Origin of the sequence: Kitasatospora sp. NPDC088391 (genome assembly GCF_044753345.1) — a bacterium.
GTDB lineage: Bacteria > Actinomycetota > Actinomycetes > Streptomycetales > Streptomycetaceae > Kitasatospora.
Genome location: NZ_JBIVNB010000006.1, coordinates 381,759 through 408,467 on the forward strand (window position 1 = coordinate 381,759; position 26,709 = coordinate 408,467).

A 26,709-nucleotide genomic window follows, 5' to 3' on the forward strand; every position below is an offset into this window, starting at 1 on the left:
GCGCTGACCTGCGCATCAATCGGTCGTTCATTCGCCCCTGATGGACTGTGGTCACCCTGGAGCCGTGAACCGGAGCAGAGGACCGGGGTGCCGCGCCGCGGCCCCCGCTCCGGCCAGCCCCAGCCTGTCCCGAAGAGAGCGCCATGTCCCGTCACCTGCTGCCCGTAGCCCCCGCGATCCCCGCCCAGCGGGCCGTCGAGCCCACCGTCCCGGCGGTCGAGCCGATCCCGTTCGCCGGACTGCGCCTGGTGCATGCCGCCGTCCGGCGCGATCTCGCCCGCATCCCGCAGGCCCTGCGGCTGCTCCAGCCCGACGACTTCGAGTCCGCCCAGGCGCTCAAGCGGCACTGGGACTTCGTCACCGCCATGGTCACCTGCCACCACGAGCAGCAGGACACCCGGCTCTGGCCGGTGCTGCGCCGCTTCGCGCCCGAACTGCGGCTGCTGCTCAACTGGCTGGAGTCCGACCACCACAACCTCGACCAGTGCTTCACCCGCACCACCACCCTGGTCGGCATCGCCACTCGCGACCCCGCCAGCGCCTGGCCGGTCTCCTACGCGGTCGAGGAGCTCGCCGCCCGGGTCGAGACCCACCTGCGGATCGAGGAGCGCCAGCTGCTGCCCCGGATGGCGGGCGTTTTCCAGCCCGGCTCGCGGATCGGCACCCTGCCCGAGCTGCTCGACCTGCTCCGCTTCGCCGACGGCCCGGCCCCCTCCGACGCCCTGGTGTGGCTGCTGGAGGGCGTCGACCCGGCCCAGGTCGAGCGGCTGCTCGCCGACTGCGACGACGAGACCGCCCGGCACTGGCCGCACTGGCGCGACACCTACGCCCGCTGCACCGACCTGCTGTGGGGCCCGTCCGCGCAGTAGGCCCCACAGCAGGCCGGTCCGGGACGTGAGCAGCACGACCCGGGCCGGCCGTCCACCGGGACGCCCCGGCCGTCCTACACTCGCCGGCATGGAGACCTACATCGCCTTCCTGCGCGCGGTCAACGTCGGCGGCCGGACGGTGCGGATGGAGCGGCTGCGGGAGCTGTTCGCCGGGCTGGGGCTGGCGGACGTGCGGACGTACATCCAGAGCGGGAACGTCTTCTTCCGGGCGGAGGCGGGGGCCGACCGGGCGGCGCTGGCCGGCCGGATCGAGGCCGCGCTCGCGGAGGGGCTGGGCTGGCCGGTGCCGGTGATGCTGCGGACCGTCGAGGAGGTCGAGGCGCTGCTCGCGCTGGACCCGTTCGCCGGGGTCGAGCCCGGCGAGGACAAGCGGCTGTGCGTGCTGTTCCTCTCCGAGCCGCTGCCCGCGGAGGTCGAGCTGCCCGCCGCCTCGCCGAAGGGCGACTGGGAGATGGTCGGCGCCACGGCGGACGCCGCGTTCGTGGTGATGCACCTGCGCAACGGGCGGCTGAACGGGAACCCGGCCACCGCCTTCCCCAAGTCCTACCGGGGGCAGGCGACTTCGCGGTTCTTCCACACCACGGCCAAGATCGTCGCGGCGGCCCGCAAGAACTGACGCCTCGTCAACTTTCCGGCTCTGCCGCCGAACCGGCCAGACGCTCGGCCAACTCGCGCACCAGTCTCCGTAGTTCGGGAGGCTCCTCGATCCGGAACGGCCGGTCCAGGGCGGCCAGCACCCCCGGGAGCCAGTCGAGTTCGGCGACCCGCAGTTCGACGGTGCGCCAGCCCCCGGCGTCCGGCGCGGAGACCAGGGCCAGCCCCGCCGGGACGTGCGCGCCGATCCGCTCGGCGTCGGCCCGGACGCGCAGCCGCACCCGGTGGCGGTGCGGCGCGTCCGCGAGCGCGCGCAGCACCCGGGCCGCCGGCGCGGGCCCGCCGGGCGCGGCGAAGGTGCCCGGCAGCGGGCGCGGCGCGGCCAGCCGGTCCAGCCGGAACAGCCGCTCGGCCCCCGCGGCGGTGTCCCACCCCGTCAGGTACCAGCGGCCCGCGTGCGCGACCAGCCCGTACGGCAGCAGCGAGCGCTCGCCGCCGCGCCCGTCGGCGGAGGTGTAGCGGAAGGCCAGCGGGCGGCGGTGGCGCACCGCGTCGGCGACGGTCAGCAGCGCCTCCGGGTCGGGGGCCGGGGCGGGCGCGGGCGCGGCGGTGAACGCCACCGTCTCCAGCAGGGTCTCCAGCCGGTCGGCGAGCCGCCGGGGCAGGACGCGCCGGATCTTCGCGGCGGCCGTCCCGCCCGCCGTCCCCGAGGCCGCCGACAGTCCCGCCCGGTGCGCGGCCGCCAGCCCGAACAGCGCGGCCAGCGCCTCCTCGTCGGTGAGCATCAGCGGCGGCATCCGGTGCCCCGGCGCGAGCCGGTAGCCGCCGTGCCGGCCGCGCACCGACTCCACCGGCAGGTCCAGTTCGACCAGTTGCGCGACGTACCGGCGGACGGTCCGGCCGTCCACGTCCAGCCGCCCGGCCAGCTCGGCGACGGTGCGGACGCCGCCGGACTGCAGCAGCTCCAGCAGGGTCAGCAGGCGGCTCGCGGGGCGGGTCATGGCGCCATTCTCCCCCGACCCGGGGCGAATACCGGGCGGATTCCGTCCGGTATCGCGCCTAGCGTCGGACCCGACCGCACCGGAACCACCCCAGGGGAGCCCCCGCCATGCAGCTCGTCTCCGTCCGCCTGATCACCGCCGACGTCGACCGCCTGGTCGCCTTCTACCAGCACGCCACCGGCCTGACCGCCGACCATCCCACCCCCGACTTCGCCGAACTCCGCACCCCCACCGGGACGTTGGCGATCGGCAGCGTCCGCACCGTGCCGCTGTTCGCCCCCGGCGCGGCCGAACCCGCCGCCAACCGCAGCGCGATCGTCGAGTTCCTGGTCGAGGACGTCGACCTGCTGGCCGCCCGGCTGACCGCCGCCGGCGTCACCCCCGTCAGCGGCCCGGCCACCCTGCCCTGGGGCAACCGCTCCCTGCTGGTCCGCGACCCGGACGGCACCCTGGTCAACTTCTTCGCCCCGGCGACCCCCGCCGCCCGGGCCCGGCTCGCCCGCTGACGCCGGCTGACGTCGGGTCAGTGCGGGAAGGCCCGGGCCGGGCGCAGGCGGGGCAGTTCCTCGCGGAAATCCGAGATCACCGAGGCGATCTCCCGGACGGTGGTGGTGCCCTCCAACCGGTCCAGGTAGAGGTTCCGGGCAGCCAGGTCCCGGACGGTGGCGCCGAAGTACAGCGCCATCAGCGGATTGACGAACAGTCCGCCGCCGCCGGTGCGTTCGGCGAGCGAGGCGCCGTCCGGCTCCCCGCGCAGCGCCGCCGCGACCGACCCCTGCACGATGCTGGCCCCGGCCGGGTCGGCCGCGCGGGCGTGGGCGACGGCGTCGAGGTAGGCGGCGGCCTCGGGGGAGTCGGCGGGGATCGAGAACGCGCCGAGGTAGCCGCCCTCGCGCTGCAGCGCGGCCAGGTTCTCCAGCACCAGGCTGTGGCTGACGCCGTGGTGGGCGTCCACGCCGAAGCCCAGGCAGGCCACCAGCCGGATCGGGACGGAGGTCAGCCCGGAGACGGCCGCCAGCGAGGCCATGTCCTCCTCCGGGGTGCCGAGCCCGGCCTCGTCCCCGCGCAGCAGGATGTCCGTCCCGCCGTCCACCAGCAGGATCGCGTCCACCCCGAGCCGCCGCACCAGCGTCCGGTACGCGGCCCGCAGCGGCTTCACCCCGACGGAGGCGAACGCCCAGACGGTGTCCGGCAGTCGGTGCTCGCGCAGCCAGTGCGCCAGCGACCGCTCCGGGAACGCCGGCTCGGCGGCCCGGGTCTCCGGCGTGATCCGGGCCAGGTGCGGGCCCACCCAGGCGCCCGACTCCAGCCCGTAGCGGTGGCCGAACGAGAGGTTCGCCAGGTGCACCTCCCGCCCGGCCGCCCGCAGCGCCAGGGCGATCGGCAGCCCCGCGTACACGTCGTGGCCGCCGCCGGCCCCGGCGATCAGAATCCGCTCGGCGGCCAGCAGGCGGGTGAGCAGCGGTGGTTGCAGCAGGTTCGTGGTCATCGGGGCGGACGGTAGCAGCGGCGCGGGCCGTTCCCGCAGGGGTTTTCCCGACCGGCCGACCGGCTTGCCCGCCCGCCCGCTGACGTCGGGTCAGTGCGGGAAGGCCCGGGGCGGGCGCTGACGGGGGAGGCCGTCCTGGAAGCGGCCGATCGCCGAGGCCACCTGGCCGAGCAGGACGGTGGGCTCCAGCCGGTCCAGGTAGAGGTGGCGGGCGGCCAGGGCCCGGACGGTGGCGCCGAAGTACAGCGTCATCAGCGGGTTGATGAACAGGGCGCTGTCGCCGGTGCGTTCGGTGAACCGGGCGTCGCCGAAACGGCCCTCCAGGGCGGCGCCGATCGAACCGTTCACGATGCTGGGGTGCTCCGGGCACTCCGTCCGGGCGTGGGCGACGGCGTCGAGGTAGGCGGCGGCCTCGGGGGAGTCGGCGGGGATCGAGAACGCGCCGAGGTAGCCGCCCTCGCGCTGCAGTGCCGCCAGGTTCTCCAGCACCAGGCTGTGGCTCACCCCGTGGTACGCGTCCACGCCGAAGCCCAGGCAGGCCACCAGCCGGACCGGGACCTCGTCCAGCCCCGCGACCGCCGCCAGCGAGGCCATGTCCTCCTCCGGGGTGCCGAGCCCGGCCTCGTCACCGCGCAGCAGGATGTCCGTCCCGCCGTCCACCAGCAGGATCGCGTCCACCCCCAGGTGCGCGACCAGCTCCCGGTACGCGGCCCGCAGCGGCTGCACCCCCGTCCCCGGGAACGCCCAGACGGTGTCCGGCAGTCGACGCCCGCGCAGCCAGCGGGCCAGCGACCGCTCCGGGAAGTACCGCTCCGCCGACCGCACGTCCGGCGTGATCCGGGCCAGGTCCGGCGCGAACCAGACCTCCCGGTCCAGCCCGTACAGGTTGCTGAACGAGAGGTTCGCCAGGTGCACCTCCCGCCCGGCCGCCCGCAGCGCCAACGCGATCGGCAGGCCCGCGTACACGTCGAACCCGCCGCCGGCCCCGGCGATCAGAATCCGCTCGGCGCCCAGCAGGCGCTCCAGCAGCGGGGGGTGCAGAAGACTCGTCACCGGCGGAACCTACCAAGGAAGACCTTTTCGGCACACGGGAATCAGGGGCCCGGCGGGCCCGGAGAAGCGAAGCCCAGCGGGCTCGGAGGGCCCGGGCAAGTGCCTCAGACGTGGTCGTCCAGGACGTCGCGGAGGGCCTGTTCGGTGCGGCCGATCACGGTGTAGCCGTCGTCGGCGGTGATGATCGGGCGTTGGATCAGGACCGGGTGGGCGGCCATGGCCTCCGTCCAGCGGGGGCGGTCGGCCGGGTCGCGGGACCACTCGCGCAGGCCGAGCTCCCCGGCGACCGGCTCGTCGAGGCGGGCGACGTCCCACGGTTCCAGGCCCAGCCGGCCGAGGACCTCGGTGAGTTCGGCGGCGGTCGGCGGGTCGTCCAGGTAGCGGCGCACGGTGTACTCCACCCCCGCCGCGTCGAGTTCGTGCTGCGCGGTACGGCACTTGCTGCACCGCGGGTTGATCCAGATCTCCATGACCGGCCACCCTAACGGGCGCCCGTCCGTCGGGAACCCGGGCGCGCCGCCGGGCCGTTGCCGGGGCGGAGGGGACGGAACGGGAACCGAGGGGGAGCGGAATGGACCTGGCCGAGGTCGTCGGGGAACTGCTGGGGACGGCGGGGCGGCGCGACCCGTACCCGCTGTACGAGCGGCTGCGCGCGTTCGGGCCGGTGGTGCCGGTGGACGGGTCGCTGCTGCTGGTGACGGGGTACCAGGAGGCGGACGAGGTGCTGCGCGATCCGGGGTTCGGGGTGGCGGACGCCCGGCTGCGGGCCGAGCTGGAACCGGACTTCCTCGACCACCCGGGCAAGCACCTGCTGGCCCCGTCCGTGCTGCAGCGCAACGCGCCCGACCACGGCCGGATGCGCGCGCCGATCGCCTCGGTGTTCACGCCCCGCCGGGTCGCCGCGCTCGCGCCCGCCGTGACCGCCGCCGTCGAGGACCTGCTCGACCGGCTCGACGCGTCGGCCGCCGCCGACCCGGGGCGGCCGGTCGACCTGCTGGAGGCGTTCGCGTTCCGGCTGCCGATCGGGGTGATCTGCGAACTGCTCGGCGTCCCGGCGGCCGACCGGCACCTGTTCCGGCCGCTGGCCGCCGACCTGACCGTCACCCTGGAGACCATGTACGGGGACAGCGAACTGGCCGCCGCCGACCGCGCGGCCGTCCGGCTCGCCGAGTACTTCGACCGGTTGACCGCCGAGCGGCGCGCCGACCCGCGGGACGACCTGGTCAGCGCGCTGGTCGCGGTCGCGGACGCCGACCCGGGCCGGCTCTCGCCGCGCGAGCTGGTCGCCAACCTCGCCCTGCTGCTGATCGCGGGCTTCGAGACCACCGGCAACCTGATCGGCAACGCGCTCGTCCGGCTGCTCGCCGAACCCGCCACCGCCGAGGCGCTGCGCACCGGCGCGCTCGACCCGGCCCCGTTCACCGAGGAGGTGCTGCGGCACGACTCGCCCGTGCAGCTCACCTCGCGGGTCGCCCTGGCGGACGGCCGCACTGTCGCCGGGCGGCCGGTCGACCGGCACACCGACGTCCTGCTGCTGCTCGGCGCCGCCAACCGCGACCCGCGCCGCTTCGCCGACCCCGGACGGTTCGACCCCGCCCGCTTCGCCCCCGGCCCCGCCGCTCCCGGCACCGGCGCCGACCCCGGCACCGGCCGCCCCGCCCCCGCGCGGGCGCTCAGCTTCGGCAGCGGCCCGCACTACTGCCTGGGCGCCCAGCTCGCCCGGCTGGAGGCCGTCACCGCGCTGCCCGCGCTGCTGCGCCGCTTCCCCGGGCTCGCCCAGGCCGGCCCGGTGGCACCCGGCGGACGGCTGGTGCTGCGCGGGCCGCGCCGCCTGCCCGTCACCCTCGCCGCCGGGCGGTGACGCAGCTCACGGCACGCCCGGCGGCGGGGCGGAACGGGCCGAAGGTCCCCGGCCGTCGGGACTTCGGTACGCAGTGGGCCGACCGGGCCGGGGACGACGATGGGGGAGAACCGCAGTCGCGCCCGTAGCCGCATCCGTGGCCGCGCCCGTCGCCGAGGAGGTCCGGATGGCCGCGTCCGCAGCAGTGGCAACGACAGCAGCCCCCGCCGCCCCCGGGCCCGCCGCTCCCGGCCGCGACCGGCCCGGCGACCGGTGGGCGGCCGCGATGGCGCAGGCGCTGCGCACCCCCGCCTGGGTGCGGCTGCTGCCGGTGCTGCTGCTGGTCGTCGACCTGGCCCTGGAGTGGTCGCTGCCGAGCTCGGTCGCGGCGGGCGTGCTGCTCACCGTCGTCCCCGTGGTGGTCGCGTTCGGCGCCGGGCCGGTCCCGGTCGCGGTCTCGACGGCGGGGACGGTCGCGCTGCAGGCGCTGCTCGCCCTGCGGGTCGGGCACCTGACCGAGCAGCACCACGTCTGGACGTACCTGGCCACCCTGCTGGCCGGCGCGGTCGGCGTCGGGCTGGCCCGCCAGCGCCGCCGGCAGGCCCGCGACCTGGTCCGGGTGCGGGCCGTCGCGGAGACCCTGCAGCACACCGTGCTGCGCCCGGTCCCGGCCCGGGCCGGCGGGCTGCGGGCCGCCGGGCTGTACCACCCGGCGCAGGCCGACGTCGGGGTGGGCGGCGACCTGTACGAGGTGGCGGAGACCCGCTGGGGCACCCGGGTGCTGCTCGGCGACGTCCGCGGCAAGGGGCTGGACGCCGTCCGCACCGTCGCCGACGTGGTCGGGGCGTTCCGGGTCGCCGCCCACGAGACCGCCGGACTCGGCGAGCTGGCCGACCAGCTGGACCGGCAGGTGCGCCGGGACGCGGAGCACTCCGGGGACGGCGAGCTGTTCGTCACCGCGGTGCTGGTGCAGCACCGCGCGGACACCGGCCGGCTGGAGGTGGTGAACCGGGGGCACCTGGCGCCGCTGCTGGTCGGGCCTGGCAGCGTCCGGCCGGTCCGCTGCGCCGAGGACCTGCCGCTCGGGCTCGGCCACCTGGCCCCGGGCGGCGCCGAACCGCCGGCCGGGCTCGACCTGCCGCCCGGCCGGACCCTGCTGCTGCACACCGACGGCGTCACCGAGGCCCGCGACCGGTCCGGCGCGTTCTACCCGCTCGCGGCCCGGCTCGCCACGCTGGCCGCCACCGACCCGGACGGGCTGGTCGCCTTCCTCGACCGGGACGTGCGGCGCCACGCCGGGCCGCTCACCGACGACATCGCCGTGCTGGCCCTCGCCGCCGACCGGGCGGCCCCGGCGCGCCCCGCTCCCGCTCCCGGTGCCGGTCCCGTTCCCGCTACGAGCCGTTGATCACCGAGTTCTGGATCGCGCCGACCGCCAGGCCGTGGTCGTTCAGCACGTCGTCGTAGCCGCCCTCGGTGATCAGCCGGTTCATCGCCCGCATCAGCACGTCGCGCAGCGCCTGGTCGCCCTTGCGCAGCGCGATGCCGTACGGGCGGGGCTGCAGCTGCGGGCCGCCGATCTCGAACAGGTTGCCGTTGCCGGCGGTCTGCGCCGCGTACTGGGCCTTGGGGTAGTCGGTGACGAACGCGTCGGCCGGGCCCTTGAGGTTGTCCAGCGAGGCGTTGTCGGAGTCGGTCTCCAGCACGGTCAGCGCCTTGCCCGCGTGCTCGCAGACCGGCTTCTGACGGAGCACCAGGTCGTCGTGCGTGGTGCCCTTCTTGACCGTGACGGTGTGCCCGCAGAGGTGGTCGATGTCGACGATGCCCTTCGGGTTGCCCTTGTCGACGGCGATGCCGATGCCGGCCATGAAGTAGTCGACGAAGTCCACGCCCGGGTTGGCCTGCTTGCCGTCCTTGTCGAGGCCCTCCTCGCGCTCCCGGGTGTCGGTGATCCCGGACATCGCGATGTCGTACTTGCCGGCCAGCAGCCCGGGCAGCACGTTGGCGAACTGCCCGGCGTCCTGGAACTGCAGCTGCACGCCCAGTACTTGGCCCAGCCGCTCGGCCAGGTGCGGGTCCAGCCCGTCCGGCTCGTTGCGGTCGTTGCGGTACACCACCGGCGCGGCGGTGAACGAGGCGCCGACCGTCAGCACCCCCGCCTTGCGGACCGACTCCGGCAGCAGCGCGTGCAGGTCGTCCTTCGCCCGCCCGGAACCGCCGATGCCGCAGCCGCTGAGCAGCAGCGCCCCGCCGATGACGGCGACGAGCGCGGTGCGCCCCCGCCCGGCCAACTGAGCCATGGTCGTCTCTCCCCGTGGTCGACGCGGAACACGACGGCCCGAGGGCGGCGGACGGCACGGCAACATGGCGACGGAACGGCGGCATGGCAATACCGAGGGAGCACCCCTCGGCCGGCCGCCGTTCCGGCTAGATCATTCCGACTATAGCCATCATGGCCACGACAGCCCAGAGCACCCCCGTCCCGAATGCCGGGACGGACGGGGGTCAGGACCAGGCCGGGTCCTCGAACCGGGGCAGGGCGTCCGGGCCGCCGTCCTTGCCGGTGGGCAGCGGGCTGGGGGCGGGGCCGAACGGTTCGGTGCTGCCGGGGTCCTTGACCAGGGCGTCGGCGACCACGGTGACGTTGCCGGGGACGCCGATGGTGACCGAGACGCCCAGGCCGTCGGGAGTGCGGGCGCCCGCGACGGTGCCGGATGACTCGTCGGAGAGGGTGTAGCCGCGGCCCTTCCAGTACGCCCGCAGCTGGGACAGCAGCTGCGGCTGCTTCCCGGCGGCGATCTTCGTCAGCACGTACCGGCGGAGCGTCAGCTGCGCGGTGCCGTCGTTCTTCCGGCTCAGCCCGCCCTCGTGCGGGACGGACCGGAACGCGTCGTCGGCGGACCGCACCGCCGGGGTCAGCGCCCCGGTGGTGCCGTCCACCAGCTCCTGCAACTGCGTCCGGGCCCGGTCCGCCGCGAGCACCGGCCGGTCGGAGCGCCCCGCCCCGTCCGACCCGCCCGACGAGCCGCAGCCCGCCGCGCCGACGCCCAGCAGCAGCGCCGCGACCGCGCCCGCCACCCGCACCCTCATCCCCGACTCCCTCTCCTCGCGCCGACGGCCCCGGACGGCCCGGGCGGCCCTAGACGGACCAGAACGCGTCCCGGTGCCGGGGCATCGTGTCCATCGTCCCGTCCGGGCCGACCGGGACGGTGCTGTCCCCGCCGAACGGGTACGACGTGCCGGTCGCCGCCAGCCCGTCGACCCGGCCGAGCAGGGTGCCGTTGCCCGCGAAGCCGATCCGGAACTCGACCGTCCCGTACGCGGAGCGGGCCCGCAGCACCGGCAGTTGCGGGTCGTCCTCGCCGGAGACCGCCCAGCCGCGGGCCCGCCAGGCCCGGTCCAGTTGGCCGAGCAGTTCGGGGTAGCGGTGCGCGGCCAGCGCCGTCAGCAGGTACCGGCGCTTCTCCAGGTGCGCGGTGCCGTCCGGCTCCCGGGTGTAGGCGTGCTCGTGCTCCACGGCCAGGTACGGGCCGTCGGCCCAGACCCCGGCGGGGGAGAGCGCGGCCGGTCCGGCGTCCAGCAGCTCGTCCAGCGCGGCCCGCGCCGTCAGCAGGTCGATCGGGCGGTGCTCCGCCGCGGTGTGGTCGTTCATCGGCCCTCCTGCCCGAACACCCGGTCACCGTGACCGGAGACGATCAGGCCCATGTTGCGCAGCGAGTGGCCGTCCCGGCCCTCGCCCTGGTTCCAGTAGTCGGAGTGCGACTCGAAGCCCAGCGGGCCGTCCGCGACGTCGAAGCGGTGCGCCCCGAACTCGGTGCTCGCCGGGTCCTGCCCGAACCACAGCTCGTGCGGGTCGCCGTGTCCGGCGATCTTGTCGCCGATGAAGCCGCCGGCGACGGCGCCGAGCGGGCCGCCGAGCAGGCCGCCGACGCCCGCGCCGATGCCGATGCCCTTGGCCTCGCCCTTGCTCGGCAGGTGCGAGACCGGGTCGTGCTCGGCCGCGCCCACCCACACGTGGTCGGCGCCGACGCCGAGTTGGGACGCCTGCTGGGCGCCGGTGCCGGGCGAGCCGACCAGGATGATGTCGTCGGCGGGGATGCCGCCGGGGCGCTGCGCGGCCTGGCCGACGGTGAACGAGCCGTAGGAGTGGCCGAGCGCGGTGAGGTGCGCGGGCTGGCCCTCGTGCGAGGCCCGCAGGCCCTGCAGGAAGCCCTGGTACGCCTCGCCGCCCTGCTTGGCCCGGGCGTCGCCGGCCACCGCCAGCGCGTCCGGGCTGATCCCCTTGGCCTGCGGGGTGTCGTAGCCCAGCCAGGCGATCGAGGCGGTGGACCGGCTCGGGTCGGTGTCGTGCGCGGACTGCCACAGGTCGCGGGCCCGGTCGGCGTCGCCGCCGCCCATGTTCTTGACCTCGGTGTTCAGGCCCGGCACGTACGCCACCACGTCGTCCGCGGTGTCCGGGTTGCCGTAGGCGATCGCGGCCCGGCCCTGCCCCTGGTCGCCGATCAGCATCAGGTACGCGGGGGGCTGCTTGCCCTGGTCCTCGTTCAGCCGGTGCTGGATCGAGCGGAAGCCCTCCAGCTTCTTCTTCTCCTGGTCGGAGAGGTCCTGACGGGACGACAGGTCGTCCACCAGCCGGTCCAGGTTGATCCGGTTGGCCTGGTCGCGGGCGGGCGTCGGCAGGCCGTCGCGGCTGCCGAGTTCGGCCGGGTACTCCTTGATCAGGCGCTGCTGCTCGTCCGCGGGCAGCGCCTTCCACCAGGCGTTGACCTCGGTCGGCGGGGCGTCCTTGCCGGGCATCCCGGCCCGGACCAGGTCCTCGGGGCCGCCGAACGGGTTGATCGCGTCCATGACCGCGCTGTTGAGCCGCATCGCGGCGGTCGCCGGGTCCAGCCCGGCGCCGGTGCGGGCGTCGGTGGTGTACTGCCGCAGCCGCTCGGCGGTGACCTGGTCGGCGTGCGCGGCCTCGGTCAGCGCGTCCCCGATCCGGTCGCGGATCTCGGTGCCCTGCCGGGAGCGGTCCGGCGCGTCCGGGTCGTGCCGCTCGGCGGCGCTCGGCGGCGGCCAGGACACGCCGCCGTCGTCGGCGACCTGGAAGCCGTTCGCGGAGGCGTCGGCGAGCGCGGCCCGGAGCTTCGCCTGGGCCAGCACGAACGCCTCCGCGCCCTCCCGCAGGACGGGCGCGATCCGCGCCAACTCCATCTGGGCGGCGGCGAGTTTGCCGGTGGTCCGGGACAGCGACTGCTGGGCGCCGTCGGCCGCGGAGCCGGTCCAGCCGGAGTTGCGGACCCGGTTGTCGACGCCGTCGCGCCAACCGTCGGCGTGCCCGCCGAAGGCCGTCGCCAGCGTGCCGTACGCGTCGGCGGCCTCGAACAGCCGGTTCGGGTCCGCGTCGCGCAGGGTGGGGACGTCCATGCTCACCTCCCCGCCGGGGCAGCCAGGCCGCGGGCCGCCTCCTGCTCGGCGCGGCGGTAGTTCGCCGCGGTCTGCTTCAGGTTGTCGCCCTGCTTGTCCATCTCGGCGGACAGCTCGTCCAGCAGGCGCTTCCACTCGTCGGTGCAGGAATTCAATTCGCTGCCCGTCAGCCACCCGCGCAGTCCGGCCTCGGCCCCGTCGGAGGCGCCGAGCACCCGCGAGGTCTCCCCGGGCACCTGCTCGGCGAGGCGGCCGGCGGTCTGCCCGGCCCCGTCCAACTCCTCGGGCGCGACCCGGAATCCGCCGCCGCTCCCGCCTGGCTCCACACTCCGCACGCCATTCCCCCGTACCGGTGTCGCTCCGACCGCTTGAGCGGGTCATGCTAGCGAACCGGAACGGCGCGACCCCACCCGTTCACCGGATTCGCACGCCGCTCCCGAAGACTTCGCTTGGCGTCTCCTTTGGCTCCCCTTTACCGGAACCGGCCCCGGGGGCCGGGCGGAGCAGGACGGCGACCAGCACCGCGGTGACCGCGAGGGCGGCCGCGCCGGAGCGCAGCGCCAGGTGCAGCGCGTCGACGAAGGCACCGTCCACGGCGGCCCGGACGGCCGGCGGGGCGGGCGCCGCGCCGGGGGCGGTGCGGCCGGTCAGCGCGGCGACCGCGTGCCCGACGCCGTCGGCGGGCAGGCCGAGGCGGTGGAACGCGGTGGCCAGCGCCGACCCCAGCCGGCCGGTCAGGACGGCGCCGAGGACCGCGATGCCCAGCACGCCGCCGAGTTCGCGCAGCGTGTTGACGGTCGCCGAGGCCGTGCCGGTCCGCTCCGGGGCGACCCGCCGCAGCACCGCGATCGACACCGGCGTGAAGGTCAGGCCCATGCCGAGGCCGAGCACCACCAGCGTCCACAGGTACGACCAGTAGTGCGCCTGGCCCGAGTACAGCGACAGTCCGCCGAGCCCGGCCGCGCACAGCGCGATCCCCAGCACCAGCGGCGGGCGCGGCCCGTGACGGCTCGTCAGCCACCCGGACAGCGGCGCCGCCAGCACGATCGTCGCGGTCATCGGCAGCCCCGCGTACCCCGCGTCGCTCGGCGCCCAGCCCATCACGCCCTGCATCATCAGCGGCAGGAAGAACATCGCCCCGAACATCCCGAAGCTCACCATCAGACCGCTCAGCAGCGCCCCCGCGAGCGTCCGGTCGCGGAACAGCCGCAGCTCCAGCATCGGTTCGGCGAGCCGCAGTTCGACCCGGACCAGGGCCCCGAGCAGCACGGCCGCCGCGACCCCGCAGCCCAGCACCGGGGCGGACGTCCAGCCCCGGCCCGGCCCCTCGACCAGCCCGTACACCAGCGCCCCGAACCCGGCGGCGGACAGTGCCAGGCCCGCCAGGTCGATCCGCCGCGCCCGCCCCGGCAGCGCGGGCAGCACCCGGCCGGCCGCCACCAGCGCGAGCACGCCCACCGGGACGTTGATCCAGAACACCCCGGCCCAGCCGAACGCGTCCACCACCGGGCCGCCGACCACCGGCCCGACCGACAGGCCGAGCGCCGACACCCCCGACCACAGCCCGATCGTCCTGGCCCGCTCCCGCTCGTCCGTGAACACGTGCCGCAGGATCGCCAGGCTCCCCGGCGTCAGCAGCGCCGCGCCGACGCCCTGCAGCATCCGGGCCGCGACCAGCGCCCCGATGCCGCCCGCCAGCGCGGCGGCCGCCGACCCGGCCGTGAACAGCGCCAGCCCGAGCCGGAACACCCCGGTCCGGCCGTACCGGTCGCCCAGCGCGCCGCCGGTGAGCAGCAGCGCCGCGTACACCAGGCTGTAGCCCTCGGCCACCCACTGCAGGCCACTGACCCCCGCGTCCAGGTCGCGGCCGATCCGCGGCAGCGCCAGGTTGACGACGACGTTGTCCAGCATGGCCATGAACATCGCCAGGCAGAGCGTGCCGAGCGCCTGCCACCTGTACCGGTCCTGCACGGCTTCCACCGCTTCCCCCTCCGGGTACGTCGAACGGGCACGTCGAGCGCTCCCTAACAGTGTTAGGGGGCGCCGGTGCGCCCCCAGCGTGCCCCTAACGGTGTTAGATTGCAAGCGAGATCCGCCCGGCAGCTTTGGACAGGAGCCCCATGGCCGACGCCCCCGTCCCCGTCCCCGTCCCCGCATCTGCGCCTGCGCCTGCTCCTGCTCCTGCCGTGACCAGGGAGTCCCTGACCGCCGCCGCCCTGCTCGTCCTCGAACGCGACGGCCTCGCCGGACTCTCCATGCGCAAGGTCGCCGCCGAACTCGGCGTCAAGGCCGCCTCGCTGTACTGGCACGTCCGCAGCAAGGAGGACCTCCTCGACCTGCTGGTCGACGCGATCGTCGCCGAGGGCGAGGCCCCGCCCCGCGAGGGCGACTGGCGCGCCCAGTACCTCGAGTACGGCCGCCGCTACCGCGCCCTGCTGCTCGCCCGCCGCGACGCGGCCCGGATCGTCGCCGGCCGCCTCACCACCGGCCCCACCGTCCTCGCCGTCCTGGAGGACCAGCTCGACCGGCTGCGCGCCGCCGGCTTCGCCGACGCCGACGCCGCGATGGCCGCCTACCTGCTCTCCGCCTACGTCCAGGGCTTCGTCCTCCAGGAGCAGTCGCCGCTCTCCGCCGCCGAGGCCGCCGGGGCCGGCCGCGGCGACGTCGCCCGTGCCGCCGGCCGCAGCTTCCGCGCCCTCCCGGCCGCCACCTACCCCAACCTGGTCGCCCTCGCCGAGGACCTCACCGACCCCGACATGGACACCCGCTTCGAATTCGGCCTGCACCGCCTCGCCGACGGCCTCGCCACCCTCCTGCCCCGACCCCCGCGGCGGTCCCGGGGCGACGGCTAGGCTGGTGCCCCGCCCGGCAGGGGCCACCGCACGGAACAGGGACCATGGCTGCGCACGCAGGTTTGACGGTCGACCGGATCACCCGGTCCGCGGCCGACCTCGCCGACGAGGTCGGCATCGAGAAGGTCACCGCCTCCGCCCTGGCCCGCCGCCTCGGGGTCAAGGACGCCAGCCTCTACTCGCACGTCAAGAGCCTGCGCGAGATCCGCATCCGGGTCGCCCTGCTCGCCTCCGACGAACTCAACCGGAGCCTCGCCACCGCCATCGCCGGCCGCTCCGGCGCAGAGGCGCTGACCGCCTTCGCCGACGCCTACCGGGACTATGCGCTGACCTGCCCCGGCCGCTACGCCGCCACCCAACTCCCGCTCGAACCGGCCGAGTTCACCGACACCGAGGTGTTCGCCCGGAGCGTCGAACTGACCTGCGCGGTGCTGCGCCACTACCGCCTCGACGAGCCCGACCTGACCGACGCCGCCCGCCTGCTGCGCGCCACCCTGCACGGCTTCGCCACCATCGAGGCGGCCGGCGGCTTCCAGCACCCGCGCCCCGCCGCCGACTCCTGGCAGCGCATCACCGCCGGCCTGCACCGCCTCCTGGAGAGCTGGCCGCGCACCGCCCCGGCGCAGGGCTAGACCCCCGGCCCGGGCCCCCCGGGGCCGGACCCGACCGTCGTCCGCCGGGCCGTCAGGGACGCAGGACGCGGGCCAGGAAGCCGGCCAGGTTGGCCCGCGCCCGGGCCGCCTTCTCCTCGGGGCCCAGGCTCTCCCGCATCCGGAAGCCGCCCGCCCCGGCCCGCTTGAGGCCGCGCACGTACAGCGAGCAGGCCAGGTCGCCGCAGAAGTACTCGCCGGCCGAGGCGTACCCGTCGCCGCCGGTCCGCCCGGCCCGGCGGGCCGTCATCAGCGCGACCCCGGACGCGGGGTGGGTGGTCAGGCAGATCGAGCACATCGAGCCGTGCCGGGCGCCGGGGCCGCGCGGGGCGAGCCGGAGCGCGACGCCGACCGTCCGGCCCCCGTGCTCGGCCACCAGGTAGCCGCGCTCCGGCGCGCCGCGGTCCCGCCAGCCGAGGAAGTCCAGGTCGTCCCAGGGGAGTTCGGCCAGATCACGGGGGAGCGCGGCCCGTCCGGCCTCGCCCTTGGTGCAGTTGACGAAGGACGCCCGGATCTCCGGGTCGGTCAGCGCCTGCATGGGGTTCTCCTCACTCTCTTGCCTAGGACTCCTAGGCGATCCCCAAATTATCCTAGGCATGCCGGGCCGCCAAGCGGTTTGCCGGGCGTCCGGTTGTGAAGAGTCGGTGGCGACTGTTGCGCCTTCAACTAAAAGTAGGCAAGGCTTCCCTAAGTTCCTGCTTGTTGTGTCCACGCCCCGACCGGAGGTTCCCCATGCCCCTCGCCGCCCGCGAGACCCTCGACGCCGCCCGCCCCTGGCTGGTCGGCCTGTCCCGCGCCGCGATCGGTCTGCTGTTCGCCTGCCACGGGGCGGCCTCGCTGTTCGGCGTGCTGGGCGGCGCCCACGGCGGCGGCACGATCCCGGCGCTCGCCTGGCCCGGCTGGTACGCGGCGGTGATCCAGCTGGTCGGCGGCGTCCTGGTGCTGGTCGGCCTGGGCACCCGCGCCGCCGCGGTCGTCTGCTCCGGCTCGATGGCCTACGCGTACTTCACCGTGCACCAGGCCGCGGGACTGTTCCCGATCCAGAACGGCGGCGAGGCGTCCGCGCTGTTCTGCTGGGCCTTCCTGGTGCTGGCCGTCACCGGCCCGGGCGCCCTCGCCCTGGACGGCCTGCTGGTCCGCCGCGCGCCCGCCCCCGCCGCCGTCGAACCGGTCGCCGCCTGACGGACCGTCAGCCCGACTGCTGCGGAAGCTCGTTGAGCCGGCCGATCGGGATGTGCACGCTCGGCGTGGTGCGGGCGGTGCTGTCCAGGTGCACCTGCTGGTCGTCGAAGAAGATGTGCGGCCGGAGCACCGCCATGATGGTGCCCTTGTCGATCCCGCCCAGGAAGAACGCGTCGTTGACCCGCACCCCCCAGCGCTTGAGGCTGCGCACCGCGCGCTCCTCGGCGGGGGAGTTGCGGGCGGTGACGATCGAGACGTGCACCCGCAGCCGGTAGCCGGCGTTGCGGCGGCGCTCCTCCTCCTCGCGCCGCTGGATGCGGTTCACCCCGGCCAGGAACTCCTTCAGCGGGCCCGCGTCGTGCGGGACGTCGGCGTGCGCCACCTCGTGGTCGCGGAACTTCTCGATGCCCTCCCGCTGGTACACCTGCTCGGCGGCGTCGCTGGCCAGCACCCCGTCGAAGTCGAAGGCGATCCGCAGGTCCGGGTCGCCCTCGTCGTCCGCCGCCCCGAGCGGCCCCAGCACCCGCCCGGCCGGCAGCCCCGCCGCCACCGCCTCCCGGACGTCGCCCTCGTTCGCCGACAGGAACAGCGACATGTTCAGCGCCGGGATGTACGCGTACGGGGCCCGGCCCTGCTGGAAGATCGCCCGGGAGATCGGCAGCTTGTGCGCCCGGATCGAGCGCATCACCCGCAGCCCGGTGTCCGGGTCGTTGCGGGACAGCACGATCACCTCGACCAGCGGGTCGTCCGCCGCCGCCAGGTCGTTCAGCGACAGCAGCCGCTTGACGAACGGGAACGCCGTCCCGGGCGCGAGCGTGATGTCCACGTTCCGTTCCTGGTAGGCCCGGTAGGCCTCCTCGCCGTCCTCGCGGAACACCCGGTCGGACTCCGCCAGGTCGAACAGCGCGCTGGAGGCGATCCCGACCACCAGCCGTCCGGCCAACTCGTACGGCACCGCACGGCCCCTTCCGGAGGACATCATTCCGACCGTCGCATTGTCGCACCGCGCGTTCGAGCGCCGGTCGACCCGCAGGCCGACCGGCGCTCGACGGTGCTCCGACGCCGCTCCGACGCGGGGCCGGTCGGACGTCAGGTGTAGTAGTGCTGCCGCGGCTCGGGGGCGGGCTCCGGGGCCGGGACGGTCCGGGCCGCGGCGGGCTCCGGGGCGGGCTCGGGCGCGGCCGTCGGGCGCAGCGGCCACCACAGGCTCCGGCCGAGCAGCGCCGCCAGGGCCGGGACCAGGGCCAGCGACAGCACCACCGCGGAGAGCAGGATGCCCAGGGTCAGCGAGAAGGCGATCTGCTCGCTGCCCGGCGTCGCCGCCAGGGTGGCGAAGGAGCCCGCCAGCACCAGGCCGGCCGTGGCGATCGTCGGCGTGGTGTGCCGCAGGGCGCGGGCCACCGCGGCCCGGGCCGGGCCCGGACGGCGCATCTCCTCGCGGACCCGGTCGGTGATCAGGATGTTGTAGTCGGTGCCCAGCGCCACCACGAACAGGAACAGCACCAGCGGCAGGGTGAACGACACCCCGGGCTTGTCCAGCACGTGCTGGAACAGCAGGGCCGCCGCGCCCAGCGTGGCCGCGAAGCCCAGCCCGACCGCCAGCAGCAGCACCGCCGGGGCCAGCAGGCTGCGCAGGAGCAACAGCAGGATCAGCGCGATCAGCGCCGCCGCGACCGGGAACACCACCGTCAGGTCGTGGTCCACCGCCGTCGAGATGTCCGCGAAGACCGCGGCCGTCCCGCCGACGTGCGCGCTCGTCCCGGCCGGGGTGTGCGCGGCCACGGCCGCCCGCAGCGGGCCGGAGACCAGCGCCCGGGCCTGCTCGCTCTGCGCGTCCGCCACCGGGTAGACGTCGATCCGCAGCGCCCGCCCGTCCGGGCTCGCCACCGTCGGCGCGACCTGCCCGACCCCGGCCACCCCGGCCAGCGCCCGGGACAGGTCCTCGGCCCGGCCCGGCTCCACCCGGCCGCCGTCCGCCGCGGCCACGTACACGCTGGTCGGGTCCGAGACGCCGGCCGGCAGCGCCCGGGCGATCTCCGCGGCGGTCGCCGCCGAGGCGGTCGTGGTGTCCCCGCCGATCCCGTAGTCCATCCGCACCCCGACGGCCCCCGCCGCCAGCGCGCCCAGCAGCGCCACCGACGCCGCCGCCACCGCGGCCGGCCGCCGCGCCACCAGCGCGCCCCAGCGGGCCGCCACCCCCGGACGGGGCGTGCGCAGCAGCGCCTTGGACGGCCAGAACATCCGGCGGCCGCAGACCGCCAGCAGCGCCGGCATCAGGGTCAGGCTGCCCAGCAGCATCACCAGGACGGCGACCGCGATCGCCGGGCCGAGCGAGCGGAACTGCCCGAAGGTGGCCACGCCCAGGGTGGCGAAGGCGGCGACGATGGTCAGCGCGGCCGAGGCGATCGCGGTGCCGACCCGTGCGGACACCTCGGCGGCGGCCTCCCGGGCGGGCTGCCCGGGCCGGGCCCGCAGGTGCTCGCGGAACCGGAACAGCAGGAACAGCAGGTAGTCGATGCCGATGCCGAGCAGCACCACCGAGATCAGGCCCGGCGTCGAGGCGTCCAGCTCCAGGCCGGTCAGCGAGGCCGCGGCCGCCACCGCGCCGCCCGCCACGCCGCCGATCAGCGCCACCGCCAGCAGCGGCAGCACCGCCGCCAGCACGCTGCGGAACACCAGCACGTTCAGCAGCACGATCAACCCCATGATCAGCGCCCCGCCGACCACGGTGGCGGTCCGGTTCTCGTCCAGGCCGTCGACGGTGCCGGCCAGGCCGCCGGTGAAGCCGGTGCGCATCCCGTCCTCGGCGAACCGCTCCCGGGCGGAGTCCCGGAACGCCCGGTACACGTCCTGCACGCCGGTCTCGCCCGGGTTGCCGGTCAGCTCCACCGCCAGCAGCTCGAAGCCGCCGTCCGGCGCGGTCGTCACCGGGGAGACCTTCGGGGTCTGCGAGCGGTCCGGCAGCAGGAAGTCCGGCTCGTCCTTCAGCCGCGGCATGACCACCCGGTGCTTGCCGAGTTCGGCCGCCCGCTGCTCGACCTTCCTGTGGTCGGCGGGGGACAGCGGCGCCCCGTCGGCGCGGGCCACCAGCACCGTCACGGTGGAGGCGTCCGAGCGGACGCCGAAGTGGTCCTCGGCGATCCGCAGCGCCGCCGCCGAGTCGTACCGGGCGGGCAGGAAGTCCGCCGTCCCGGACCCGGTGACGCGGGCGAACAGCGCCGGGGCGAGCCCGGCCAGCGCCACGCCCGCCACCGCCCACACGGCGATCACTTTCCAGGCGTGTCTGGTGGCGAAGCGAGTCAGTGCGCGGATCACGGTGGATGCCCTCCGGCTGTGGTGCGGTCCGTGGGCCGGGGGTTCCCGGCCCGTGGGCCGGTGCTCCGACCCGGGGACAAGCCCATCAGCCGACCCCCGCCCCGGACGTCGGGGCGAGGGACGATCCGCACCGGGGCCCGCGCTCCTCCTCCCGCCCCCGCCTGGGACCGTGCTCCCGGGTCCGCCCTCCCCGCCTCGCCCCCGCGGTGCACGACCGACCCCGGCGCCGGTGCCAGAATGGACGCATCGGGGCTGGTCGGCAGGGGCGGGCCGACGGGCGAGGGGCGGACGCGGATGGACACCGGAGTCGAACGGGGCGCCGTCGCGGTCGCCGACCCGCCGAGCGCGGGCCCACCGCGGGCCGGCCGGACCGCGGTGCTCTGGACCCAGACCGACGCCATGATCGCCGTCGGGGCCGCCCTGCTGGACGTACTCGGCTTCCTGCTCCTCGACGCGATGGGCGGCGAGGGCACCACCAGCCTGGCCGGCTTCCTGCTCCTGGTGCTGTCCGCGCTGCCGCTGCTCGCCCGCCGCCGCGCCCCGCTCCGGGCGCTCGCCGTCGTCCTGGTCCTGCAGGGCGGCGCCGACCTGCTCGGTCCCGGCACCCCGCACTTCGGCGCCGTCCTGGCGGTCGCCCTCTACGCGGTGGCCCGGGCCGGCAGCGTCGGGGTGACGGCGGGTGCCGCCGCCGCGACGGCGCTGACCGCGGTGGTCGCCCAGAGCCACTTCCGGGCACCGTCCTGGGAGGTGCTGCTGTCCGCGCCGTTCTCCGCGCTGATGGTGGCCTGCGCCGGGTACGCCTTCGGCCGCTGGCAGCGCGAGGTCGCGGCCAACCGCAGCCTGCTCGCGGACCGCGCCGTCGCCGAGGAACGGCGGCGCATCGCACGGGAGTTGCACGACATCGTGGCCCACCACATCACCACCATGCAGCTGATGGCGGGCGGCGCCCGGGCCAACCTGGCGAACCCCGAGGTGGTCCGCGAGGCCCTGGTCACCCTGGAGTCCTCCGGCCGCCTCGCGCTCCGCGAGATGCGCCAACTCCTGGACGTCCTGCGGGCCGGCGACGAACCCGACACCGCGCCGCCCGCCCCGCAGCCCGGCGCCGACGACCTCGACCGGCTGGTCGAGGACTCCCGGCGGGCCGGCCTCCCCACCGGGCTCACCGTCACCGGGGACCGGCGCGCACTGCCGCCCACCCTCGGCCTGACGGTGTACCGGATCGTCCAGGAAGCCCTCACCAACGCCCGCAAGTACGCCGGCCCCGACGCCCGGGCCACCGTCGAACTGGCCTACCGCCAGGACCACTTGCTGCTCACCGTCCAGGACGACGGCCCGGGCGGCGCCCCCTCCCCGGCCGCCACCGGGGGCGGGCACGGCCTGATCGGCATGCGCGAACGCGTCGCCGTCCACGGCGGCACCCTGCACACCGGGCCCCGCCCGGGCGGCGGCTTCACCGTCCGCGCCGAACTCCCCCTGACCCCCGAGGAAGCGGCCCAGCCATGACACCCATCCGCATCCTGGTCGCCGACGACCAGCCCCTGGTCCGCCGCGGCCTCACCCTGATCCTCTCCCCGGACCCGTCCTTCGAGGTGGTCGGCGAGGCCGAGGACGGCGCCCAGGCCGTCGAACTCGCCCACCGCCTGCGGCCCGACGTGGTCGTGATGGACATCCGGATGCCCCGCCTCGACGGCGTCGAAGCCACCCGCGAACTCGCCCGCACCCTCCCCGACTGCCGGGTGCTCGCCCTCTCCACCTTCGACCTCGACGAGTACGTGGTCGCCGCACTCCGGGCCGGCGCCCACGGCTTCCTCCCCAAGGACGTCTCCCCGGAAGAACTCGCCACGGCCGTCCGCACCGTCCACACCGGCGAAGCCGTCGTCGCCCCCCGCCTCCTCACCCGCCTCCTCTCCACCTACATCCGCACCCCCGCCCCCACCACCACCCCGCCCCCGCCCGCCCCGGCCCCGGACCTCACCCCCCGCGAGACCGAGGTCTGGCGCCTGATCGCCACCGGCCTCGACAACGCCGCCATCGCCGCCGCCATGGACATCAGCCACTCCACCGTCAAGAACCACATCACCAACCTCTTCGCCAAACTCGACGTCCGCGACCGCGCCCAAGCCGTCATCGCCGCCTACGAATCCGCCCTCGTCACCCCGCGCCCCTGACGGGTCTGCGGGGTCCGCCGGCCTCAACGCGTGGCGCCCCTCGCGTGGCGGGCGCCGTTCTCGATGTCGTCGGCGTGGACGATGGCGTCCGGGATGTCGGTGAAGTGCATGAGGGCCCGGACGGAGACCTTGTAGCTGTTGCCGGCCCGTGCCACCGGGACGGGGAACTCCCCGGCCTGGATCAACCGGTACGCGGTGGACTCCGGGAGCCCGATCACGTGGGCGGCCTCCCGGAGCCCGATGAACGACGGGTACAGGTCCGAGGCGTAGTAGTACAGGTTGTTGTTGGAGAACCGCGACCGGGCCAGGCCGGAGGTCTTCACCGCAGGACTGATCGACCCGGACCGGCGCCCGGCCCGCATCTCCTCGTGGAAGCCCTGCACCGCTTCGAAGCAGCCCAGCCCGTGCAGGAGCGCCCCGAGCCGTTCCCCCCTGATCTGCTCCGCGACCTCCGCGTCCCGGACCTGTCCGACGTCGATGATCGACGAGGCCCGCAGCGAGCGGCCGGCATCGGGCGCCTCGGGCGGAACGAAGATGTCGAGCCGGTCCGTCGTGTACTCCGGCGTGCCGGTCCTCCCCCGTCGGAAGGCGACGTCGAACGCGGCCTTCACCATGCGGTCCCGCACGAGACGGGGCGAGACGCCCGAAGCGGTGGCCGCCCAGACCTCCAGCGCGGTCACCACCATCGCCGAACGGATCTCCTCCAGTTCCACCCGGAACTCCCGGGCGACCTGGACGGAGAGCGAGCGGAAGCACGGCACGATGCAGTCCAGGACGACCAGTCGCCAGGTGTCGTCCCCGGCCAGGTCGCCCAGCCGGCCCATGGCGATCAGCGACTCCCAGAGCCGCGAGGTCGGAGCGGAGAGGACGCCGGACCGGATCGCCTCGGCGCGGAAATTCGGATATGTGGGGTGTCGTTTGATGTCGCAATCCTTGACGTTTCCCACGTGCACGCAGAACGGTTCGTCACCGAAAACCTTCCGGACGCTCGCCTCGATCTGATGGAAAATGCCCGACATGTTGCCGCCTCGATCTTTTGATCTGTCCGTGTCCGGAAGCGGAGTTCCGTTCCCGGACAGCCGGTCTGGTTCATGAGAAGGGTGAAGAGGACCGCCGCTGCCGTCATCAGGCCGTCAGTCGTCCGGCCCGTCGGTCCCACGCCTCCAGCACCGCCATCGACCCGCCGAGTTCTGCCACTGCGGTGGCGATGTCCCGGGCCGGGCCCCGGAGTTCGTGATGCACGGCGATCATCACGTCCATGACGGCCCGGAACAGGGTCAGCGTCTCGGCGCCGTGGCGGGCGGCGGTGGAGATGTCGACCAGTTGCCCCAGGAACTCCCGGTCCTCGGCGCTCCAGTGGGCCGGTGGGACCCGCTCGAAGAGGTCGAGCGCGGCCTGCACCGAGGTGTCGATGCCGGCCATCTGTACGGCGAGTCGCCGGGCCGACTTCCGCAGTTCGGAGGCAGGTTCGGAGAGCGCGGCCGAAAGCCTTTCGGTGAAGGCGAGTTGGACGCTCATCGGGCTTCCGGACCGAGCCGCCCGCCGCACGCCGGGGCCGAACTCCTCGGCTGCCGCGGCGACATCGGTGACCAGCGTGATGATCTCGGAGATGTGGTCGGATGTCGCTGTCAGCCCCGGGGCCAACTCGGTGAACTGCTCCACCAGGCCGGAGGGACTTCCCTCCGGGGAGTCCGAACCCCCGCCCGGGCCGCGGGCCGCCGACCCGTGGCCGCCGGGCCCGGTCGGGGGGTGGAGGACCCGGGCGCGGGCCGGCCGGTCGACTCCCCCGCGCAGCACCCGGGAGAGCGCTTCGGCCAGCTCGTTCCTGGCCTCGGCCATTCCGACGGGTGAGCACCTGAAGACGATCGTGGGGAACGGCACGATATCGAAAGGCAGTTGGCCGGTCTCCCCGATGTGGACAACCGGTTTGCCGGTGGCCCGCCACAGGCCCAGTCCGTACATGACGTCCGGGCTGCCGCCGCTCACATCGACGATCAGCAGATCGGCTGCCAGCAGCTCCTCGCAGGCCTGCGCGGTGATCTCGTCGGATCGGAAGATCCGGTCCGACCGCATTGGTTCGATGCCGAGCCGGGCGCAGGCCGGCTCGACGATCAGCTCGAAGGCCGACAGGACCTCCGGGAGGGCCGGCCGGTCGGGCGGGGCGGCCTCGGGGCGCGGTTCCTCGATCGGGCCGATGACGGCGCAGTTCTGCGGCTGTCGCGCCGTGCGGCTCCCGGGCTCGGGTCCGGGCTCGGGTCCGGCCGGCCGGGCGAGTGCGAGGGCCGAGGAAGTGTCGATGGTCATGAGGAGCCCTTCGATGGGTTCGGGAGCGAGCCGTGGTCGTGGCGGCTCGGGAGATCCGCGGCCCGGGCCGGCGCCACCGGGGGGTGGCGCCGGGATCGCGGGACCGCCTTCAGGAGACGGCTTCTTCGGAGGGATCGGGCGGCGCGGTGCCGGGGTCGATCGGACCGGTCAGCCGCCGCCGCTGCGTGCGCAGCACGTGAATGAAGTTCTGCAGGCTGAGGACGAGTTCGTGCGCGGCGTGGGAGGTGCGGTGCTCGCAGGAGCGCACCGGGGCCCCGGGCGCGGCGGGCACCCGGCCCGCCGCCTCGGGCGGCCCGCAGGGAGGGGCCGACGGCACGGTGAGGAGGCCGCCGGACGGGGCGGGGACGTGGATCCACGCCACCGCCCGGAAGGTTTTGCCCGGGACGGTGGCGGTGATCCTGACGAACTGGTCCGGGTGGAGCGTGCAGTACCGGTCGACCACGACGTCCTGGTAGACGCGGTCCGAGACGATCACGCCCAGGTGCGTCGCGTTCGGACTCGCCTGGGCCATGGCCCACTTGAGTGCGGCGGCATCCACCAGTCGGTGGGCCTCGTTGCGAGCCGTGCCGTAACCGTCGCTCGACAGGCCCTCGGCGGGCAGTGGGCCGCAGGTGATGGCGGCCCGCAGCCGCAACTGCCGACTGCCGTGCTGGACGTTGTGGTGGGCGAGGACGGCCTGGAGTTCGGGGAGGAACTGGTCCAGCAGCTCGGGGAGGTGCTTGGGCGAGCACCCGAAGGCGAACCCGTCGCCCCTGTCGCGGAGGAACAGCTTGTTCTCCCGGACCGCGTCGAGACCGGCGCGGGAGAGCGCCTCGTCGGTCAACCGACCGATCAGAGAAGCGAATTCGGCCTGGACCGAGCCCGGCTGCTGGGTGAAAGCCACCTGGTCCAGAACAACGACGCCGCAGTGCTCGGGCAGTGGAGTGCCCAGGAACGTGTGGTTGCCGTGGGCAGGGTTGGTCATCGAGCCTCCTGGGCGCGTGCTGTCCCGACCGGCAGCGGATTACCGGTCCGGCCGTCCGTTTTCGTCCTTCACGAGTGTGGAGCGGGGAGGGGCGGCGGCATGCTGCCATCGGTAGCACCACGGAGGGCCGAACTGTGCTACGCGCGCGCGGTGGGAAAGGGGCCGAAGATTTTTCAGAAATATCCGGGGAGAACGGCGGAGGGGAGTGGAACCGGCCCGGGGTGATGCCAATTCCCGCCGGACCGGCCGGACATGGGAATGAGTGCCCTATCTTGCTGCTCATGCGTGAAAGCTCACTCGGCCGCGGTGCCCTTCCGGAGGGCACGACTTTTCGATTCTTGATGCATGGTTGGTGGGAGGAAATGATCGACGGCTGGCGCTCCAGGGAACTCGAACCGGGCGAGCTGTTGATCCGTCAGGACTCCCGGTCGGGCCAGGTCTTCGTGGTGGTGACCGGTGCCCTCAGGGTCGAGCGATGGGAGAAGCACCTCGACGAGCCGACCGTGCTGGCGTTCCGGGCCGTCGACGACCTGGTGGGGGAGACGCCCATGATCGAGCCGGCGGCACCGAGGACGGCCCAGGTCGTCGCGCACACGCGGGCGGTGGTGCTGATCGGACAGGCCGAACGCCTCAACCGCTTCCTGACGTCCAAGCGGGCCGAGCGGCTGCTGACCACTTATCTCGCCCACCGGGCGCACGAGATGTCGGTGGTCCGGGGGAGCGGGGACGCCGAGGTCCGCCTGGCCACCCTGGTGCGGCCGCTCGTCCGCGACGAACTCCGCAGGTCCGGCAGCCGTACCGGTGAGGTGGTGCTGAAGGTCAGCCGGGACCACCTGGCCCAAGCCCTCCAACTGGGGCACCGCAGGGCGCGGCTCCTGCTGGACGACCTCCGGATCGGGCGCTTCGACCGCAAGGGGATGCTGACGATCGACCTGGAACGATGGGCGGAGCGGGTGTCCGGACTGTGCGGCTGA

27 protein-coding genes are annotated in these 26,709 nt (G+C 74.9%); 11 read left to right on the forward strand and 16 right to left on the reverse strand.

Features of this window, described 5'->3' with window-relative positions:
- Positions 1–143 precede the first annotated feature (143 nt).
- Together ACIQBJ_RS20910 and ACIQBJ_RS20915 are read left to right on the forward strand one after the other, a co-directional pair.
- Positions 144–869, forward strand: coding sequence for a hemerythrin domain-containing protein (locus ACIQBJ_RS20910; RefSeq protein ID WP_400712327.1), 726 nt, complete (start codon positions 144–146; stop codon positions 867–869).
- An 88-nt stretch (positions 870–957) separates the two neighbouring features.
- Complete coding sequence (locus tag ACIQBJ_RS20915) at positions 958–1,506, forward strand: DUF1697 domain-containing protein (RefSeq protein ID WP_400712330.1); 549 nt, start codon at positions 958–960, stop codon at positions 1,504–1,506.
- A gap of 7 nt (positions 1,507–1,513) precedes the next feature.
- On the opposite strand, the gene ACIQBJ_RS20920 is transcribed toward ACIQBJ_RS20915, so the two are convergent.
- Complete coding sequence (locus ACIQBJ_RS20920; RefSeq protein ID WP_400712333.1) at positions 1,514–2,485, reverse strand: helix-turn-helix transcriptional regulator; 972 nt, start codon at positions 2,483–2,485, stop codon at positions 1,514–1,516.
- 107 nt (positions 2,486–2,592) lie between these two features.
- On the opposite strand from ACIQBJ_RS20920, the gene ACIQBJ_RS20925 reads away from it, so the two are divergent.
- A complete protein-coding gene (locus tag ACIQBJ_RS20925) occupies positions 2,593–2,991 on the forward strand; it encodes a VOC family protein (protein WP_400712336.1) in 399 nt (132 codons plus the stop codon).
- 17 nt (positions 2,992–3,008) lie between these two features.
- Here the strand turns inward: ACIQBJ_RS20925 and ACIQBJ_RS20930 are convergent, their stop codons facing one another.
- The 3 genes from ACIQBJ_RS20930 to ACIQBJ_RS20940 all read right to left on the reverse strand — a co-directional run bounded on the left by ACIQBJ_RS20930 (position 3,009) and on the right by ACIQBJ_RS20940 (position 5,497).
- The gene (locus ACIQBJ_RS20930) at positions 3,009–3,974 is read right to left on the reverse strand and encodes a DUF1152 domain-containing protein (protein ID WP_400712339.1); all 966 of its coding nucleotides are present in this window, start codon (positions 3,972–3,974) and stop codon (positions 3,009–3,011) included.
- A 90-nt stretch (positions 3,975–4,064) separates the two neighbouring features.
- A complete protein-coding gene (locus ACIQBJ_RS20935) occupies positions 4,065–5,027 on the reverse strand; it encodes a DUF1152 domain-containing protein (RefSeq protein ID WP_400712342.1) in 963 nt (320 codons plus the stop codon).
- A 104-nt stretch (positions 5,028–5,131) separates the two neighbouring features.
- Complete coding sequence (locus ACIQBJ_RS20940; RefSeq protein WP_400712345.1) at positions 5,132–5,497, reverse strand: ArsC/Spx/MgsR family protein; 366 nt, start codon at positions 5,495–5,497, stop codon at positions 5,132–5,134.
- A 101-nt stretch (positions 5,498–5,598) separates the two neighbouring features.
- On the opposite strand from ACIQBJ_RS20940, the gene ACIQBJ_RS20945 reads away from it, so the two are divergent.
- Together ACIQBJ_RS20945 and ACIQBJ_RS20950 are read left to right on the forward strand one after the other, a co-directional pair.
- Complete coding sequence (locus ACIQBJ_RS20945; protein ID WP_400712348.1) at positions 5,599–6,888, forward strand: cytochrome P450; 1,290 nt, start codon at positions 5,599–5,601, stop codon at positions 6,886–6,888.
- Positions 6,889–7,054: 166 nt separating this feature from the next.
- Entirely contained in the window at positions 7,055–8,275 is a 1,221-nt protein-coding gene (locus ACIQBJ_RS20950) for a PP2C family protein-serine/threonine phosphatase (RefSeq protein ID WP_400712351.1), read from the forward strand.
- Here the strand turns inward: ACIQBJ_RS20950 and ACIQBJ_RS20955 are convergent.
- The 6 genes from ACIQBJ_RS20955 to ACIQBJ_RS20980 form a co-directional block, all read right to left on the reverse strand.
- A complete protein-coding gene (locus ACIQBJ_RS20955) occupies positions 8,262–9,167 on the reverse strand; it encodes an ABC transporter substrate-binding protein (protein WP_400712354.1) in 906 nt (301 codons plus the stop codon). The genes ACIQBJ_RS20950 and ACIQBJ_RS20955 overlap by 14 nt on opposite strands.
- A gap of 205 nt (positions 9,168–9,372) precedes the next feature.
- Positions 9,373–9,957 carry a hypothetical protein gene (locus ACIQBJ_RS20960; protein WP_400712357.1) on the reverse strand — a complete coding sequence of 195 codons (585 nt, stop codon included), beginning with the start codon at positions 9,955–9,957 and terminating at the stop codon, positions 9,373–9,375.
- 49 nt (positions 9,958–10,006) lie between these two features.
- Positions 10,007–10,519, reverse strand: a complete 513-nt coding sequence (locus tag ACIQBJ_RS20965) for a hypothetical protein (protein WP_400712360.1) — start codon at positions 10,517–10,519, stop codon at positions 10,007–10,009.
- Positions 10,516–12,279, reverse strand: coding sequence for an alpha/beta hydrolase (locus ACIQBJ_RS20970; RefSeq protein ID WP_400712363.1), 1,764 nt, complete (start codon positions 12,277–12,279; stop codon positions 10,516–10,518). Before ACIQBJ_RS20970 ends, ACIQBJ_RS20965 begins: the two co-directional genes overlap by 4 nt.
- A 2-nt stretch (positions 12,280–12,281) precedes the next feature.
- On the reverse strand, positions 12,282–12,605 hold the full coding sequence (locus ACIQBJ_RS20975; RefSeq protein WP_400712366.1) for a type VII secretion target: 324 nt from the start codon (positions 12,603–12,605) through the stop codon (positions 12,282–12,284).
- Positions 12,606–12,693: 88 nt separating this feature from the next.
- Positions 12,694–14,259, reverse strand: coding sequence for an MFS transporter (locus ACIQBJ_RS20980; protein WP_400712369.1), 1,566 nt, complete (start codon positions 14,257–14,259; stop codon positions 12,694–12,696).
- 206 nt (positions 14,260–14,465) lie between these two features.
- Between ACIQBJ_RS20980 and ACIQBJ_RS20985 the strand changes: the two genes are divergently transcribed.
- Complete coding sequence (locus ACIQBJ_RS20985) at positions 14,466–15,131, forward strand: TetR/AcrR family transcriptional regulator C-terminal domain-containing protein (protein WP_400712372.1); 666 nt, start codon at positions 14,466–14,468, stop codon at positions 15,129–15,131.
- 44 nt (positions 15,132–15,175) lie between these two features.
- The gene (locus ACIQBJ_RS20990; protein WP_400712375.1) at positions 15,176–15,763 is read left to right on the forward strand and encodes a TetR/AcrR family transcriptional regulator; all 588 of its coding nucleotides are present in this window, start codon (positions 15,176–15,178) and stop codon (positions 15,761–15,763) included.
- Positions 15,764–15,815: 52 nt separating this feature from the next.
- On the opposite strand, the gene ACIQBJ_RS20995 is transcribed toward ACIQBJ_RS20990, so the two are convergent.
- On the reverse strand, positions 15,816–16,319 hold the full coding sequence (locus tag ACIQBJ_RS20995; protein WP_400712378.1) for an FBP domain-containing protein: 504 nt from the start codon (positions 16,317–16,319) through the stop codon (positions 15,816–15,818).
- 194 nt (positions 16,320–16,513) lie between these two features.
- Between ACIQBJ_RS20995 and ACIQBJ_RS21000 the strand changes: the two genes are divergently transcribed.
- Entirely contained in the window at positions 16,514–16,963 is a 450-nt protein-coding gene (locus ACIQBJ_RS21000; protein WP_400712381.1) for a DoxX family protein, read from the forward strand.
- A 7-nt stretch (positions 16,964–16,970) separates the two neighbouring features.
- On the opposite strand, the gene ACIQBJ_RS21005 is transcribed toward ACIQBJ_RS21000, so the two are convergent.
- Positions 16,971–17,918: a 5'-nucleotidase gene (locus ACIQBJ_RS21005; RefSeq protein ID WP_400712384.1), complete on the reverse strand. Its 948-nt coding sequence runs from the start codon at positions 17,916–17,918 to the stop codon at positions 16,971–16,973.
- 134 nt (positions 17,919–18,052) lie between these two features.
- On the reverse strand, positions 18,053–20,278 hold the full coding sequence (locus tag ACIQBJ_RS21010) for an MMPL family transporter (protein WP_400712387.1): 2,226 nt from the start codon (positions 20,276–20,278) through the stop codon (positions 18,053–18,055).
- Between the two features lie 294 nt (positions 20,279–20,572).
- On the opposite strand from ACIQBJ_RS21010, the gene ACIQBJ_RS21015 reads away from it, so the two are divergent.
- Together ACIQBJ_RS21015 and ACIQBJ_RS21020 are read left to right on the forward strand one after the other, a co-directional pair.
- The gene (locus ACIQBJ_RS21015; protein WP_400712390.1) at positions 20,573–21,781 is read left to right on the forward strand and encodes a sensor histidine kinase; all 1,209 of its coding nucleotides are present in this window, start codon (positions 20,573–20,575) and stop codon (positions 21,779–21,781) included.
- Positions 21,778–22,446 (forward strand): response regulator, encoded by a 669-nt coding sequence (locus tag ACIQBJ_RS21020; protein WP_400712393.1) that lies wholly within the window; start codon positions 21,778–21,780, stop codon positions 22,444–22,446. The genes ACIQBJ_RS21015 and ACIQBJ_RS21020 overlap by 4 nt, the downstream gene beginning before the upstream one ends.
- 23 nt (positions 22,447–22,469) lie before the next feature.
- Here the strand turns inward: ACIQBJ_RS21020 and ACIQBJ_RS21025 are convergent, their stop codons facing one another.
- The 3 genes from ACIQBJ_RS21025 to ACIQBJ_RS21035 all read right to left on the reverse strand — a co-directional run bounded on the left by ACIQBJ_RS21025 (position 22,470) and on the right by ACIQBJ_RS21035 (position 25,735).
- A complete protein-coding gene (locus ACIQBJ_RS21025; RefSeq protein ID WP_400712396.1) occupies positions 22,470–23,399 on the reverse strand; it encodes a helix-turn-helix transcriptional regulator in 930 nt (309 codons plus the stop codon).
- A 172-nt stretch (positions 23,400–23,571) separates the two neighbouring features.
- Complete coding sequence (locus ACIQBJ_RS21030; protein ID WP_400712399.1) at positions 23,572–24,750, reverse strand: hypothetical protein; 1,179 nt, start codon at positions 24,748–24,750, stop codon at positions 23,572–23,574.
- 109 nt (positions 24,751–24,859) lie between these two features.
- On the reverse strand, positions 24,860–25,735 hold the full coding sequence (locus ACIQBJ_RS21035; protein WP_400712402.1) for a hypothetical protein: 876 nt from the start codon (positions 25,733–25,735) through the stop codon (positions 24,860–24,862).
- 362 nt (positions 25,736–26,097) lie between these two features.
- Here ACIQBJ_RS21035 and ACIQBJ_RS21040 point away from each other — a divergent pair, with 362 nt between their 5' ends.
- Positions 26,098–26,709 (forward strand): Crp/Fnr family transcriptional regulator, encoded by a 612-nt coding sequence (locus tag ACIQBJ_RS21040; RefSeq protein ID WP_400712405.1) that lies wholly within the window; start codon positions 26,098–26,100, stop codon positions 26,707–26,709.

Coding starts and splice junctions, on each gene's coding strand:
- ACIQBJ_RS21015 (WP_400712390.1), top strand. CDS start 20,573: ATGGACACCGGAGTCGAACGGGGCGCCGTCGCGGTCGCCGACCCGCCG.
- ACIQBJ_RS20960 (WP_400712357.1), bottom strand. CDS start 9,957: ATGAGGGTGCGGGTGGCGGGCGCGGTCGCGGCGCTGCTGCTGGGCGTC.
- ACIQBJ_RS21030 (WP_400712399.1), bottom strand. CDS start 24,750: ATGACCATCGACACTTCCTCGGCCCTCGCACTCGCCCGGCCGGCCGGA.
- ACIQBJ_RS21000 (WP_400712381.1), top strand. CDS start 16,514: ATGCCCCTCGCCGCCCGCGAGACCCTCGACGCCGCCCGCCCCTGGCTG.
- ACIQBJ_RS20995 (WP_400712378.1), bottom strand. CDS start 16,319: ATGCAGGCGCTGACCGACCCGGAGATCCGGGCGTCCTTCGTCAACTGC.
- ACIQBJ_RS20925 (WP_400712336.1), top strand. CDS start 2,593: ATGCAGCTCGTCTCCGTCCGCCTGATCACCGCCGACGTCGACCGCCTG.
- ACIQBJ_RS20955 (WP_400712354.1), bottom strand. CDS start 9,167: ATGGCTCAGTTGGCCGGGCGGGGGCGCACCGCGCTCGTCGCCGTCATC.
- ACIQBJ_RS20970 (WP_400712363.1), bottom strand. CDS start 12,279: ATGGACGTCCCCACCCTGCGCGACGCGGACCCGAACCGGCTGTTCGAG.
- ACIQBJ_RS21035 (WP_400712402.1), bottom strand. CDS start 25,735: ATGACCAACCCTGCCCACGGCAACCACACGTTCCTGGGCACTCCACTG.
- ACIQBJ_RS20940 (WP_400712345.1), bottom strand. CDS start 5,497: ATGGAGATCTGGATCAACCCGCGGTGCAGCAAGTGCCGTACCGCGCAG.
- ACIQBJ_RS20950 (WP_400712351.1), top strand. CDS start 7,055: ATGGCCGCGTCCGCAGCAGTGGCAACGACAGCAGCCCCCGCCGCCCCC.
- ACIQBJ_RS21020 (WP_400712393.1), top strand. CDS start 21,778: ATGACACCCATCCGCATCCTGGTCGCCGACGACCAGCCCCTGGTCCGC.
- ACIQBJ_RS20930 (WP_400712339.1), bottom strand. CDS start 3,974: ATGACCACGAACCTGCTGCAACCACCGCTGCTCACCCGCCTGCTGGCC.
- ACIQBJ_RS20915 (WP_400712330.1), top strand. CDS start 958: ATGGAGACCTACATCGCCTTCCTGCGCGCGGTCAACGTCGGCGGCCGG.
- ACIQBJ_RS21040 (WP_400712405.1), top strand. CDS start 26,098: ATGATCGACGGCTGGCGCTCCAGGGAACTCGAACCGGGCGAGCTGTTG.
- ACIQBJ_RS20965 (WP_400712360.1), bottom strand. CDS start 10,519: ATGAACGACCACACCGCGGCGGAGCACCGCCCGATCGACCTGCTGACG.
- ACIQBJ_RS20945 (WP_400712348.1), top strand. CDS start 5,599: ATGGACCTGGCCGAGGTCGTCGGGGAACTGCTGGGGACGGCGGGGCGG.
- ACIQBJ_RS20990 (WP_400712375.1), top strand. CDS start 15,176: ATGGCTGCGCACGCAGGTTTGACGGTCGACCGGATCACCCGGTCCGCG.
- ACIQBJ_RS20910 (WP_400712327.1), top strand. CDS start 144: ATGTCCCGTCACCTGCTGCCCGTAGCCCCCGCGATCCCCGCCCAGCGG.
- ACIQBJ_RS20920 (WP_400712333.1), bottom strand. CDS start 2,485: ATGACCCGCCCCGCGAGCCGCCTGCTGACCCTGCTGGAGCTGCTGCAG.